The 12,941-nt window shown below is 62.9% G+C and carries 14 protein-coding genes; 3 read left to right on the plus strand and 11 right to left on the minus strand.

Annotated features, from left to right (window positions below):
• Nucleotides 1–62: 62 nt before the first annotated feature.
• The 10 genes from Q0877_RS07115 to Q0877_RS07160 all read right to left on the minus strand — a co-directional run bounded on the left by Q0877_RS07115 (nucleotide 63) and on the right by Q0877_RS07160 (nucleotide 9,191).
• Nucleotides 63–956: a F0F1 ATP synthase subunit gamma gene (locus Q0877_RS07115; RefSeq protein WP_299166696.1), complete on the minus strand. Its 894-nt coding sequence runs from the start codon at nucleotides 954–956 to the stop codon at nucleotides 63–65.
• 86 nt (nucleotides 957–1,042) lie between these two features.
• On the minus strand, nucleotides 1,043–2,677 hold the full coding sequence (gene atpA, locus Q0877_RS07120) for a F0F1 ATP synthase subunit alpha (RefSeq protein WP_299166697.1): 1,635 nt from the start codon (nucleotides 2,675–2,677) through the stop codon (nucleotides 1,043–1,045).
• A 108-nt stretch (nucleotides 2,678–2,785) separates the two neighbouring features.
• Nucleotides 2,786–3,601: a F0F1 ATP synthase subunit delta gene (locus tag Q0877_RS07125; RefSeq protein ID WP_299166698.1), complete on the minus strand. Its 816-nt coding sequence runs from the start codon at nucleotides 3,599–3,601 to the stop codon at nucleotides 2,786–2,788.
• Nucleotides 3,601–4,152, minus strand: coding sequence for a F0F1 ATP synthase subunit B (locus Q0877_RS07130; protein WP_299166699.1), 552 nt, complete (start codon nucleotides 4,150–4,152; stop codon nucleotides 3,601–3,603). The genes Q0877_RS07125 and Q0877_RS07130 overlap by 1 nt, the downstream gene beginning before the upstream one ends.
• Nucleotides 4,153–4,205: 53 nt before the next feature.
• The gene (atpE, locus tag Q0877_RS07135; protein ID WP_009356484.1) at nucleotides 4,206–4,409 is read right to left on the minus strand and encodes an ATP synthase F0 subunit C; all 204 of its coding nucleotides are present in this window, start codon (nucleotides 4,407–4,409) and stop codon (nucleotides 4,206–4,208) included.
• A 77-nt stretch (nucleotides 4,410–4,486) separates the two neighbouring features.
• A complete protein-coding gene (atpB, locus tag Q0877_RS07140) occupies nucleotides 4,487–5,311 on the minus strand; it encodes a F0F1 ATP synthase subunit A (protein WP_299166700.1) in 825 nt (274 codons plus the stop codon).
• Nucleotides 5,312–5,396: 85 nt separating this feature from the next.
• Nucleotides 5,397–5,732: a hypothetical protein gene (locus Q0877_RS07145; protein ID WP_299166790.1), complete on the minus strand. Its 336-nt coding sequence runs from the start codon at nucleotides 5,730–5,732 to the stop codon at nucleotides 5,397–5,399.
• Nucleotides 5,716–6,213 (minus strand): hypothetical protein, encoded by a 498-nt coding sequence (locus Q0877_RS07150; protein WP_299166701.1) that lies wholly within the window; start codon nucleotides 6,211–6,213, stop codon nucleotides 5,716–5,718. Before Q0877_RS07150 ends, Q0877_RS07145 begins: the two co-directional genes overlap by 17 nt.
• A 108-nt stretch (nucleotides 6,214–6,321) precedes the next feature.
• The gene (locus tag Q0877_RS07155) at nucleotides 6,322–7,326 is read right to left on the minus strand and encodes a glycosyltransferase family 4 protein (protein WP_299166702.1); all 1,005 of its coding nucleotides are present in this window, start codon (nucleotides 7,324–7,326) and stop codon (nucleotides 6,322–6,324) included.
• A gap of 2 nt (nucleotides 7,327–7,328) precedes the next feature.
• Nucleotides 7,329–9,191 carry a nucleoside-diphosphate sugar epimerase/dehydratase gene (locus Q0877_RS07160; RefSeq protein WP_299166703.1) on the minus strand — a complete coding sequence of 621 codons (1,863 nt, stop codon included), beginning with the start codon at nucleotides 9,189–9,191 and terminating at the stop codon, nucleotides 7,329–7,331.
• Between the two features lie 177 nt (nucleotides 9,192–9,368).
• Between Q0877_RS07160 and Q0877_RS07165 the strand changes: the two genes are divergently transcribed.
• From Q0877_RS07165 to Q0877_RS07175, 3 genes are read left to right on the plus strand one after another with little or no spacing between them, the layout of a single operon-like run.
• The gene (locus tag Q0877_RS07165; protein ID WP_299166704.1) at nucleotides 9,369–10,268 is read left to right on the plus strand and encodes a glycosyltransferase; all 900 of its coding nucleotides are present in this window, start codon (nucleotides 9,369–9,371) and stop codon (nucleotides 10,266–10,268) included.
• A gap of 3 nt (nucleotides 10,269–10,271) precedes the next feature.
• On the plus strand, nucleotides 10,272–11,237 hold the full coding sequence (locus Q0877_RS07170; RefSeq protein WP_299166705.1) for a glycosyltransferase: 966 nt from the start codon (nucleotides 10,272–10,274) through the stop codon (nucleotides 11,235–11,237).
• Nucleotides 11,234–12,178 (plus strand): NAD(P)-dependent oxidoreductase, encoded by a 945-nt coding sequence (locus Q0877_RS07175; protein WP_299166706.1) that lies wholly within the window; start codon nucleotides 11,234–11,236, stop codon nucleotides 12,176–12,178. The genes Q0877_RS07170 and Q0877_RS07175 overlap by 4 nt, the downstream gene beginning before the upstream one ends.
• On the opposite strand, the gene Q0877_RS07180 is transcribed toward Q0877_RS07175, so the two are convergent.
• Nucleotides 12,129–12,941 carry an L-threonylcarbamoyladenylate synthase gene (locus Q0877_RS07180; protein WP_299166707.1) on the minus strand — a complete coding sequence of 271 codons (813 nt, stop codon included), beginning with the start codon at nucleotides 12,939–12,941 and terminating at the stop codon, nucleotides 12,129–12,131. The genes Q0877_RS07175 and Q0877_RS07180 overlap by 50 nt on opposite strands.

Genomic DNA, 12,941 nt, shown 5'->3' on the forward strand with positions numbered 1-12,941 from the left:
GATGGCGTGGTGCTAATAGTAGTGCGGTTGGGACCCGGTGAAGGATCCGCGGAGGCCTGCGGTCAGGACGCGTTCAGTGCGTCCGCACCCGCCACGATCTCCGAAAGCTCCTGCGTGATTTCCGCCTGGCGGGCGGTGTTGCGGAGGCGCGTGTACTTTTTGATCAGTTCGGTAGCGTTGTCGCCCGCCGACTTCATGGCGCGCTGGCGTGCTGCAAGCTCGCTCGCGGCTGCCTGAAGCAATGCTGCGAAGATCCGAGACTCGATGTACCGCGGAAGCAGTGCATCAAGAACCCTCTCAGGTTCAGGCTCGTACTCGTACAGCGGAAGCAGGTCCGACTCGCTGGCTGCTTCTTCTTCAACAACCTCAAGTGGCAGGAGTCGGATGACTGTCGGTTCCTGGATGACCATCGAACGGAAACGGGTGTAGACGACGTGGATCTCGTCGACGCCACCGTCCTCGAAGTCGATTCCGAACTGCTCCAGGAGCACACGGCCGACTTCGCGGGCTGTATCGAATTCAGGCGCGTCCGTTCCACCTGTCCACACCTGCTCATATGGGCGCCCACGGAAATCGAAGTACGCCTGTGCTTTCCGTCCGACCAGGTAGGTCTTGACTTCCTTGCCCTCCTCACGGAGGAGCTCAAGAAGAGATTCCGCCTGCTTCAGCACGGTGGCCGAGTAGGAGCCCGCCAGGCCTCTGTCCGAAGTCATGATAAGCACTGCCGCACGCCGGATCTGCTCCGGCTCGGTGGTCAGTGGATGATCAATCTCGGACTGCGACGCCACAGCGGAAACCGCACGGGTGATTGCGTTGGCATAGGGCAGTGACGACGACACGCGGGCGCGCGCCTTGCCAATGCGAGAGGTGGCGATCAGTTCCATCGCCTTGAAGATCTTCCGCATCGACGTCGTCGACACGATCTTCTGGCGGTAGACCCGGATCTGGGCTCCCATACTTGTCCTTTCCTTCGTAGTCCCCTGGAGGTACTACGGTTCAGGCATCGGACGTCCGCGCGCGGTGCGCGCGGACGTCCCCACCGTTAGCGCTTCTGCTTGACGATCTTTTCCTGGTCCACAGAACCCTCATCAAGGGGGCTGTGTTCCTCGTGGCCTGCGACGAGACCGTCATGACCTTCACCGAAGAACCCCTGCTTGAAGTCCGTGATGTGGGACTTGAGCTCGTCCACGGTGGAGTCTTCGAGCTGGTTGGTCTGAGCCAGCGTTGTCAGCACCGAAGACTTGTGGCGCAGGTGCTCCAGGAACTGGGACTCGAACTTGCGGATGTCCTCGACAGGGACGTCGTCAAGGTAACCGTTGGTACCTGCCCAGATCGATATGACCTGCTCCTCTACCGGGAAGGGCGCGTACTGGCCCTGCTTGAGCAGTTCCATGAGGCGTGCACCGCGCGTGAGCTGCTGGCGCGATGCAGCGTCCAGGTCTGAAGCGAACATGGCAAATGCCTGCATGTCACGGTACTGTGCGAGATCGAGTTTCAAGGTACCCGAGACCTTCTTCATCGCCTTCACCTGTGCGGCACCGCCCACGCGGGACACTGACACACCGACGTCAACGGCAGGCCGCTGGTTCGCGTTGAACAGGTCCGACTGGAGGAAGATCTGTCCGTCAGTGATGGAGATGACGTTGGTCGGAATGTAGGCAGACACATCGTTCGCCTTGGTCTCGATCAGCGGCAGACCTGTCATCGAGCCTGCACCCAGGTCATCGGAAAGCTTGGCACAACGCTCAAGGAGACGGGAGTGCAGGTAGAACACGTCGCCCGGGTAGGCTTCGCGTCCCGGCGGACGGCGGAGCAGCAACGATACCGCGCGGTAGGCTTCAGCCTGCTTGGAGAGGTCATCAAAGATGATCAGAACGTGCTTGCCGCCGTACATCCAGTGCTGGCCGATGGCCGAACCGGCGTAGGGAGCGAGGTATTTGAAGCCGGCGGGATCCGACGCAGGCGAGGCCACAATGGTGGTGTACTCCAGCGCACCCTTATCTTCCAGGGTCTGCCGGACGGCGGCGATAGTGGACGCCTTCTGACCGATGGCAACGTAGATGCAGCGAACCTGCTTCTGCACGTCGCCGGACTCCCAGTTGGCCTTCTGGTTGATGATGGTGTCCACAGCGATGGCGGTTTTGCCGGTCTGGCGGTCACCAATGATGAGCTGACGCTGTCCGCGGCCGATCGGGATCATCGCGTCGATGGCCTTGAGCCCGGTCTGCATCGGCTCATGCACCGACTTGCGCTGCGTTACGCCCGGAGCCTGAAGCTCAAGTGCGCGACGAGCCTCGGCCTTGATCTCGCCCAGGTCATCGATGGGCTGGCCCAGCGGGTCGACGACGCGTCCGAGGAATGCGTCACCGACCGGTACCGAAAGGATCTCGCCGGTACGGTGTACTTCCTGGCCCTCCTCGATCCCGGCGTAGTCACCGAGGACTACGACGCCGATTTCACGAGTGTCGAGGTTCTGGGCAAGGCCCAGCGTGCCGTCTTCGAAGCGCAGCAGCTCATTTGCCATGACGGAGGGGAGTCCCTCTACCCTGGCAATGCCGTCGCTTGCGGATGTTACGCGGCCAACTTCGACCCGCTCCGCGTTTCCGGGTTCGTAGGACGCCGCGAACTCGTTCAACGCATTACGGACGTCGTCGGCGTTGATGGTCAATTCGGCCATCTGCAGTCCCTGCTCTCCTGTGTTGTGACCACCGCAGGTGAGCGGTGACCGGTGTTGTTTACGTCTGTCGTCGAAGCCTAAGGAGCTTCAGCGTTGCCTTGTCCCTGGCTAAACGGCCATCTTTCGACGGAGTTCGGACAGGCGGGTCACTGCCGTGGCATCAACCACTTCGTCTCCCACCTTTACGCGTACGCCGCCCACGAGGGAGGGGTCCACGCTGACAATGACCTTGAGGTCTCGCCCGTAGAGCGCATTCAGCCCTGCCTGAAGCCGGGCCAGCTGCTCATCCGACAGCGGACGGGTGACGCTGACGGTAGCAATCCAACGCTCCTGGCGCAGTGCGACAAGCTCGATGAAGCGCTGCACCAAAGCCGAGGGCTTCAGTCCCCGCGGCGAAAGAACCGCCTGGCGAATCAGGAGCCTTGCTTCATCTCCAGCTGAGGGAACCAGCTTCAGCGCAAGAGCCACTTTGGCGGACCCTTCTGCCTGGGGTTCAGACAGTGCGCGCTGCAGGTCATGGTTCGATTCGACGACGCTCAGGAAAGCGAAGAGGTCATTCTCAAGACCCTCGAGTCCGCGAATTCCCTGCCCCCTGTTTTCAGCGACGGCTATAGCCACAGTTGCGGCCAGTGCCTCCAGCGCATCACCGACGTCGCGGGGCTTGGCCCAGCGACGGGCAACGAGGTCCCGAACAATCTCCGCGGCTTCCGGCGAAATGCGTCCGGCGAAAAGCCTCGTCGAGAGAGCAACCTTCTGCTCGCCCTCGCGATTGGGATCGGTGAGGGCACGGCGGAGACCGGCATTCGAATCGAGTGTGTCCAGCACACCGAAAAGCTCCTCAGCCAGCGTCAGCGATGCTGTGCCGAGGCGCGGTTCGAGTTCCTGCCGTGCCGCCGTAAGGGACTGGCTTGATACGCCTGCCATTATTTGGCTGCACCTGCGCTCTGGGTAGCTGACTGCGCCTCCAGGTCAGCGAGGAAACGGTCGACAACGCGTGCAGAACGCGCATCGTCGGCCAGGGACTCACCAACGATTCGGCTGGCCAGATCAGTGGCAAGGGTTCCCACCTCGGCGCGAAGCGACACTACAGCTGCCTGACGATCGGCCTCGATCTGCGCCTCGGCCTGTGCAGAGATGCGGTTCGCCTCGGCGACAGCCTTCTCCTTCAGTTCGGCCAGGATCTGGGCTCCCTCAGCACGTGCTTCCTCGCGGATGCGATTGGCCTCGGTGCGAGCGTCGACCAGCTGCTGCTTGTACTCCTCGCGTGCCGCGTTGGCCTCGGCCTGAGCGGCCTCCGCCTTGGCGATTCCGCCCTCGATGGCTTCAGTCCGCTCTGCAAACGTCTTCTCAAACGCCGGCATGACGAACTTGATAACGATGTACATCAGTACAGCGAACCCTGCGACCGTAACCAGTAATTCCCATAGGTTCGGTGCGAGGGGACTTTCAGCTGCAAGTATGACTGCGCTATCCATGTTGTTTCACCCGTCTTTCTACAACTAGTCCGTTTGGTCGACCAGCGACTCTTCTAGAGAACGAAGGCGAAGACCAGACCGAGGATGGCGAGGGCTTCGGTCAGTGCCAGACCAAGGAATGCGATTGGCTGCAGTACGCGCTGTGCTTCCGGCTGACGAGCGACACCGTTGATGTACGCGGCGAACACGAGGCCCACACCGATACCACCGCCGATTGCGGAGAGACCGTAACCTACGAGGTTCAGATTGCCTTCCATTTTTTTCCTTTCAAGATGCCGCGCTATGCCGGCAGGTTGGTTGGGATCATCCCCTGCGGGGAAGACTTTGTTACTTGTTAGTGGGCGTCCGCATGGAGGGCGCCCTCGATGTAGATCGCGGCCAGCAGGGTGAAAACGTAGGCCTGCAGGACCATGATCAAAGCTTCGAGCATGTACATGGCAACCGCGCCGCCGAGGACCAGAACTCCGGTTCCCTGAAGGAGGATGTTGCCCGACAGCGTCATGAATTCGATCGCGCTGCCGGCGAGCATCACGATGAGGTGACCTGCCAGCATGGTTGCGAACAAACGGAGGGAGTGCGTAACCGGACGAACCAGGAAGTTCGAGATGATCTCAATCGGAACGACCAGCGGCATGATGTACCACGGCACCCCGGACGGAACCACGGCGAGTTTGAAGTAGCGAAGGCCATGTTTCTTGACGCCAACGGCGATCCAGAGGATGTAGAAGATGGCCGCAATCGCATACGCACTGCCGGGGTGGGAGAAACTCGGGATCTGAAGCAGCGGGACAGCGCCGAAGATATTGTTCACCAGGATGAAGAAGAACGCGGTGAACAGCCAGGGGACGTACTTCATGTACTCGCGTCCGCCGATGATGTCCTTGCCGATGGAGTTGCGTACGAAACCGTATGCGGCCTCTCCAAGGAACTGCACCTTGCCGGGAACAAGCTGACCCTTGCGGGACGCTATATAGAAAAATGCGCCGATGAGGATAACCGACAGGATGACCAGTAGCATCTGCTTGCCGAACCCGGGTGCGAACCAAACGCCATACTCGGTATTCCAGGGAAGTATGTTCGGCGGGTGCGCTTCTTCGATCGTGGGTGGGACAAAGCCCTCTTCAGTGGTGGTTTGAGCGGGGAGCGCAAGCGCGATCAACGCGTTTCCTCTCTGCAGTGTCCATCGTTGGGCGTGGTTGGATCGGGCACAGCGTTACTGCTCCGACGCATGAAGTTATGGGACATTACTCAGGGGAACCTTCCTCCGGACCGCGCCTGCGTTCCGGCATTGAATCAGGACCGGAGGAGTTGGAACGGGTGAGGTTGTGCTTGTGGGAGAGGTAGAAACCGCCCACTGCGCCCAAAAGGCCTCCTGCGAGCACGATCCAACGCGTCCCCAGGAGATTGTCCAGCCCCCAGCCTATCAAACTCCAGACTATGATCCCGCCAATGATGTAGCTGAAAACAGCTATTCCATCGTTGTACCCGGCTTCGCCGTAACGACCGCGCGCGTCAGTCTCTGGGCGCTCATCGCCGGAGCCCGAGCCGGTGCTGGAGGCGCCTTTACGCATGTCCATCAGCTGCCTGCGCTCCGGACGACCCGGTCGAGTCATAGTCGTTGTACAGCTGGTGGCGCGCCCTGGCAAAGACAGTGACCTCCACTATCTGCCAGAGAACCACTGCTCCCACGGCTGCGCCGAAGAACCAATTGCGATCCAGCCAGGAGGGGACGCCGATGAAAAACAGGACGGCGGCAAAGCCTACGACCTTGATGGCATAGGTGACCATGAAGATACCGAGGGCACCGCTTGGATTCGACCGGCCGACGAAATGGCCGATGAGCAGGCTCAGCCCGAAGAAGATCGCCACCACCGCGTAGCCGAACAGTACGCTCGCGGCCCCGCTCCCCCCGTTCACCGCGAACGCGATGGCCGTGGTGATGGTCAGCACCGCCCCCGTGACCGCGAGGCAGCGTAGCAGGATCCGCAGCCACAGGGAATCAGTGGGACCAGAGACGGAGGCACGGGACACACGGGCGCGCGAGGCGTCGGGTGTGCTCATGGGGTTCCGTCCATCGATTGTCGGGCTCGGGTGGCGGGATCCGCCTGACCGTACCCGGTAATTCTACAGCAGATAGAAATCGACTCGAATTTCACTTGCTTCGCTCAACTATCCAGCCGGAGCCAGTCGCCGCCTGGCAAGTATCCTGGGCGAGTAGATGTACAGAACAACGACGGCGGCCGCAAACAACGAGCAGATGATTGCCAGCGGCGCAGGTGCGGTTGCGAGAACAAAGCCTGCCGCACCGACCAGCGCGGAACAGACGGTCACCACGAGCGCCGACTGGACATGCGTGAGCCCGGCGTCAGTCAGCCGCTGATAGACGTGCTCCCGGTGCGAGGCGTACCAGCGTTCACCCGCCCTCACCCGCCGGAGGAAGGTAATGAAAGTGTCTGCGAGGTAGATCAGCACCGGGGAGAAAAGGTACTCAAGGTAAACGCCCGCCAGAAGACCGGCGACCGCCATCGCAGCAATGGACGCCCCGAGCAGGTAGCTGCCGACGTCACCCAGGAAAACAAAACCCCTTCCAAGGTTCCACGGGAGGAAGCCGGCAAAGGCTGCTGCCACCACCAGACCGGCAACCGTCAGCCAGAATTGGCCGACCAATGAGCCGGCGATGGAGTAGAAGACACCAACGAGGACTCCATGGAAGCCGGAGATCCCGTTGATCCCGTCCATGAAATTGGCTGCATTCACGTAGGCCGCGACGGCGAGGGCCCCAACCGGAACCCACCAGTAGGGCTGCTCGGTAGTCCAGGCGAGCGCAGCAGTTCCAACGGCTCCGATTCCGAGTTGGGTCAGAGCCCGGATCCGGATGGAGAGTCCCCGATAGTCTTCAACCCACCCGAGGACAGCAGCGGCTGAGAGCATGGCCAGCACGATGAGCACGATTGAACGGTCCACGGGAACCAGTCCGGTCAGCACCGACAGCGCAAGCCCGACGACGATGCCCACCGCCACGGTGATCCCCACTCCCCGAATGACCACCGAGGTGTGGGAGGACCGTTCGTTGGGGATGTCGAGCACGCCGAGTTTCTGCAGGACCGGCTTGAGGACGAACGGCAGAACCAGGCTGAGCAGTAGAGCTGATCCGACAACAACCCACAGCAGCATCGTCAGGCCCCTTTTTCGGCCGGGGGCGCTATGCCCTCCGAGTACGCCTCGATACCGCCCTTGGCCTTCCAGTCGCGCAGATCGAGCATTGCCGGATCGAGAGCAGCGACCTGCGTGTGCGAAATCTTGGGATGGAGGGGCCGGGAGTCGTCCTCGTCGATTCCCACGAGGTCCTCGTGCAGTTTCTCGCCTTTGCGCAGGCCGGTGAAGACGATCTCGATGTCTTTTCCGGACATCGCGATCATGCGTTGGGCGACATCAAGAATTTTCACCGGTTCCCCCATGTCAAGGATGAGAACTTCGCCTCCCCTGCCGATCGCTCCCGCCTGGATGACCAATTGGCAGGCTTCCGGGATGGTCATGAAGAAGCGGGTCACTTCAGGGTCGGTCACGGTGATGGGTCCACCCACCCGGATCTGCTCGGTGAAGAGCGGCAACATCGAGCCGCGGCTGCCGATGACGTTTCCGAACCGGACGGACACGTACTTCTTGCCGGCCGCCCCGGCGGTCCAGGCGGTCAGCTTTTCAGCGACGCGCTTCGAATGTCCAAGCACACTGGTGGGATTGGCTGCCTTGTCAGTGGAGATATTCACGAAGTTGCTGACCCCGGCCGCTTCGGCCGCGCGCAGCACGTTGAGCGTGCCAAGAACGTTGGTCTTCCACGCTTCCTCGGGGTACTGCTCAAGCAATGAGACGTGCTTGAGCGCGGCGGCGTGGAACACCACTTCGGGCTTACGGTCCACGAAGATCGCGCGCAGGGTCTCCGCCTCCCGGATATCGGCCAGGACCGTGTCTCTGCCGGTCAGCAAACCCCGCCCGGTCAGGGAAATCTGGGTTGTCTGCAGGCCAGTCTCATCACGATCGAGCATGATGAGCTCCGCCGGACTGAACTCGGCGAGCTGACGGCATAGTTCGGAGCCGATGGACCCGCCCGCACCGGTCACGAGCACCCGCCGGCCGGCAATATAGCCCGCTACCTCATCGGCGTGGATATCAACGGGACGCCGGCCGATCAGGTCCTCGACCGCAACCTCCCGGAAATCGGTAAGTCCCTTCTCGCCGCCGCCGGCGAGCATCTCGCGCAGCGGGGGCAGAACCAGAACCCGCATATTCAGCCCGACAACCAGGTCGGAAACACGCCGCACCTGGGCCGCTTCGACGTCGGAAAACGCAATTACGAGGGCCGTTGCACGTGTGCGCCGCACAATCTCCGGCAGATCTTCGAGCCTGCCCAGCACCGGAACGGTGGCAAGCCGCAGATGTTTCTTGGCGGGATCATCATCGATCAGGCCCACCGGGAAGTAGGGAGACTCCCGGTCTTGCATCATCCGGGTCACTAGTGACTTGCCGAGGAAACCGGCACCGTAGATCAGGGTGCGCTGCGCGTCGTCGCCCGGTTTGGCTTTACTCTCCACATACATGCGCTTCAGGTATCGGGTTGACGCCATGAAGATGCAGGCAAACGGGAACGCAATGATCGCTACGCTGCGCGGAATCTGGATAACGCTGATGAAGGCGATGCTCACGAGCAGCAGAATGACTGAGACGATCACCGTCACGATGACGAGAAGTCTCGCTTCGTGGAAACTGCCGAACGCATAGCGGCCGCGATACAGCGCAAAGCTCATACCGATGACCAGTTGGGAAATTACGGCGACCGCGCAGAAAGCCACTGCGCCAGGAACGTTGATCTGGATGACGAGCAGTTCCAGACGAAGAATCAGAGCCAGAAAGACCGCAACAATCCAGGCGAACGAGTCGAAGGCGTACTGGGACCAGAGCCAAAGGGCCGGCTTGTCGGTCCTGCCGGCGGAGTCGTCCCGATTCACGCGAGCCGCGGAATTCTGGTTGTCCGTCTGTGTCATGATTCCTTTGGATGGGCAGTTGGCGTAACGTCCCGCCACCTTCGGTCCGGCGCGAAATGGCCGTCCCGGCCGTGTAATAGACTTTCCCTACCCGAGAATACTAGCCCGACTGATGCGCGCTCCCGGTGACCAATCACCGCGAGCGCAGCGTTGCGCGAGCTGGCCGAAAGGACTGTTTTGCAGGAAACCGTGGCTGTAGCGGCAGTGACTTTCGACAGGCCGGATGACGTACAGACACTCCTTGAAGCCCTTTCACGGCAGGATCATCCCATTGCCTCGGTGGCCCTGGTCGACTCAGGCACCCAGGACGTTGCTGCCCTGGCTGAGCGCTCCAGCGCTCCCGTCAACTACATCCGGTCCGCCACCAACCTCGGCGGGGCCGGCGGTTTCTCCCTTGCCATCCTCTCCGCCATGGCAAGCGGAGCCGAGTGGATCTGGATCATGGACGACGATGCCCACCCAGAGGACACCGGCGTCCTGGACAGCCTGCTCGAGGCCGCCCGCTCGCGGAAGCTCGACGTCGTAGTACCCCTGATCGTCGCGCCGACCGACTCGACCCGCCTCTCCTTCCCCTTCCGGCTCCAGGGCCGCACCACCCATGACCGCGGTCAGGTGGAGAAGCTCGGCTTCATCCCGGACATCGCGCAATTCTTCAACGGCGCCCTGATCCGTGCCGACGTCTTTTTCCGGGTCGGACTGCCGGATCTGCGCCTGTTCATCCGCGGCGACGAGACTGATTTCATGCTTCGTCTCCGCCGTGCCGGGATTCCATTTGGCACGGTCACCACCGTCGCGTTCAGCCACCCGCCGGGATGGGCGGAAGTCCAGCAGGTGCTCGGCGACCGGCTCCACGTCCTGGTGCCGGAAACCCCGTTCAAACGCTTTTACTTCTTCCGCAACCGCGGCCACCTCACCCGCCGGTACCTTCGGGGTCGTTCGCTAGTCGCTGACGTCGTGGGGTATCCGCTGTACTACCTGCGCCGCGGCGACGTTCGCGGACTCGCTTCCTGGGTACGCGCCTATTCGGCGGGCGTACGCGGCCGCCGCTTCGGTCCTCCCTCCGACTTCGGATTCTGATTGATGACCGCCCAACCGGCCGTCACCGTGGTGGTGACCACCTTCAATCGCGCCGGGTATCTGAGCCGGCTGCTGGATTCGCTGGAGCGGCTCCAGCCAGCGCCCGCCGCCGTCGTCGTCGTCGATAACGCCAGCACCGACTCCACCAGTGAGGTACTCGAAGCGGCGGCCGCGTCGTTTCCGGTCCCGCTGACCGTCCACCGGTTGGCGACCAATGCCGGTGGTTCCGGCGGCTTCTCCGCCGGTGTTGAGCGCGCGCTGGCCGAAGGCGCTACCTGGCTGTGGCTGATGGACGACGACGTCGAGGTCCTCCCGGGCGCGCTGGCCGCCTTCGGTCCGTGGCTGCAGCAGTACCGGTGCCTGCATGGCCGGCGTCTGGACTCCACCGGAGAACCTTTCTTCTGGCAGCACCGCTTCAACCCATTCCTTGGCGTGCACTTCCCGGTTCCTGGCAACGTCTTCGCCTCTTCTCCGGTTTTCCGGACCAATGTGGCGTGCTTCGAGGGTGTTCTCCTGCATGCCGATGCCGTCCGGGCCGTCGGCCTGCCTGATCCGCGGTTTTTCATCAACGGCGATGACACCACGTACGGCTGGCTCGTCTCGCAGCGGGAGCCCGTGGTCTACATCAACGAGTTCGTGCTGCGAAAGGCCCGCCCGCAGAAGCAGATCGACCTCGGGGTGCGCCACCTCAATGATTCGAGCAACCTGGGACGCTACTGCGGCATGCGAAACCGCGGTCATCTTGCGAGGTACCTGATGGAACACGGACAGTTCAGCCGGGTCGGGTTCGCTCTGGGGACCGCCCTGACCGCCGCCAAGGAACTGGTGCGGCTGGTGGCAGTCGAGCGCACCCTGTCCGGTCTCGGTCCGCTCTGGCACGGGTGGCGCGAGTCCCGCTTTGTCCTGGGTGATCCCGACTGGCAGCCGATGCCGGCGCTGGATTCCCGGACGACGGACGCAACCTCATGACCTGGGCCGTTCTCGGAGGCAGCGGCTTCGTGGGCAGCGCCGTCCTGAAGGCGCTCTCCGACGCCGGTGAAGATGCCCTATCCGTTCGGGCGCCCCGCGTAACCGCCTCTGCACGCACCCCCGCCGAGGTGGCCGCCGAGGCTGACCGCCAGCAGGCCGTCGTCGACCGCCTGGCGACTGAACTCACCGGTTGCACTGTGGTGGTCAACGCGGCGGGCGCTGCCGCCCCTCGCAGTCCCGACTCACCGGAGCTGACCGGCGCCAATGCCCTGCTTCCTGTACTGATTGCCCGGGCATGCGCTTCGGCGGGCGTGCAGCGGCTGGTGCACCTGAGCAGCGCGGCCGTGCAGGGGCACCGTCCGGTCCTCGACGAGTCGCCGGACACCGCACCCTTCTCCCCCTACTCACGCAGCAAAGCGCTCGGCGAGCACGCACTGGGACTTGTTGCTTCGGGCACCCCCGAGGTCGTTTCAGTGCGAGCCACCTCCGTTCAGGGCCTTGAACGGCCGACGACGGCGGCGCTGGCCCGGCTCGCAGCCTCACCGCTGGCGTCGGTCGCCTCGCCCGGCACCGCGCAGAGTCCGGTTTCGTCGATCGATGCGCTGGCGGAACTGGTTCTGACGCTAGGGCTGCATGATGGTCCGGTGCCGCCTATTGTGCTGCAGCCCTGGGAGGGGATGACCGTGCGCACGGTGCTCGAAGCCTCCGGCGGCACTCCCCTTGTTCTTCCTGCAACTCTCTGCAGGCTGGTGCTGCGCAGCGGGTACGCCGTGTCAGCGCTGCTGAAAGAGCGCCTGCACGGGTCAATCCGGCGGGTCGAACTCATGTGGTTCGGTCAGGACCAGGTTGCGGGCTGGACCACCGAACAGAGTGTTTCCCTGCCGTTCAGGGTCAGTCCGATCCTTGAGGAGGCCGGGGCTCGCCGGCGCCGTCCGCGCTAGTCTCCGGGTTCGCATCACGAGCTGCGGCAGCCGGCCCGCCCGATTCTCCTTCGACGCTCTCACCGGTTGCACCGGCGTCGTCGTTGCTGCTGTCGTCATTGTCGTCATCATTGCTGCTTCCGAGGACGACGGAAGGCACCACCGCGCGCAGTTCCTCAAGGGAGATGACGCCTTCGCGGACCACCACAGGCAAGTCTCCCGTGGTATCCACGATGGTTGACGCACCGGCGTCAGCGGAGCGAGGACCATCCTCAAGGTAAACCTCGACGGCGTCTCCGAGCTGTGCGTACGCCTCGGCTCCGGTCGCGGCAGCCGGCTGTCCGGTCCGGTTTGCCGAAGAAACGGCGAGCGGACCGGTCAGGACGAGGAGGTCCAGCGCAACGCGGTCGTTCGGCATGCGCAGCGCCACCGTGCCGAGAGTGTCTCCGAGGTCCCACGTGAGCGAGGGCTGGGCATGGCAGATGAGCGTCAGGCCGCCGGGCCAGAACTCCTCGGCGAGCCTGCGGGCTTCAATGCTGATGTCCGTTGCCAGCCCGTCCATGGTCTGCCGGCGGGGAATGAGGACGGGCGGCGGCATGCTGCGTCCCCTGCCCTTGGAAGCAAGCAGTGTGGCAACGGCCTGCGGTGCGAAGGCGTCGGCTGCGATCCCGTACACCGTGTCGGTGGGAATCACCACGCACTGCTTTGCCGCCAGCGCACGCTGGGCGCGGGCGATGCCCTCACTGCGCTCGGTGGGGTCGGAACAATTGAAGGTGGCACTCAC

It is taken from the genome of uncultured Arthrobacter sp., assembly GCF_947495145.1.
Classification (GTDB): domain Bacteria; phylum Actinomycetota; class Actinomycetes; order Actinomycetales; family Micrococcaceae; genus Arthrobacter_D.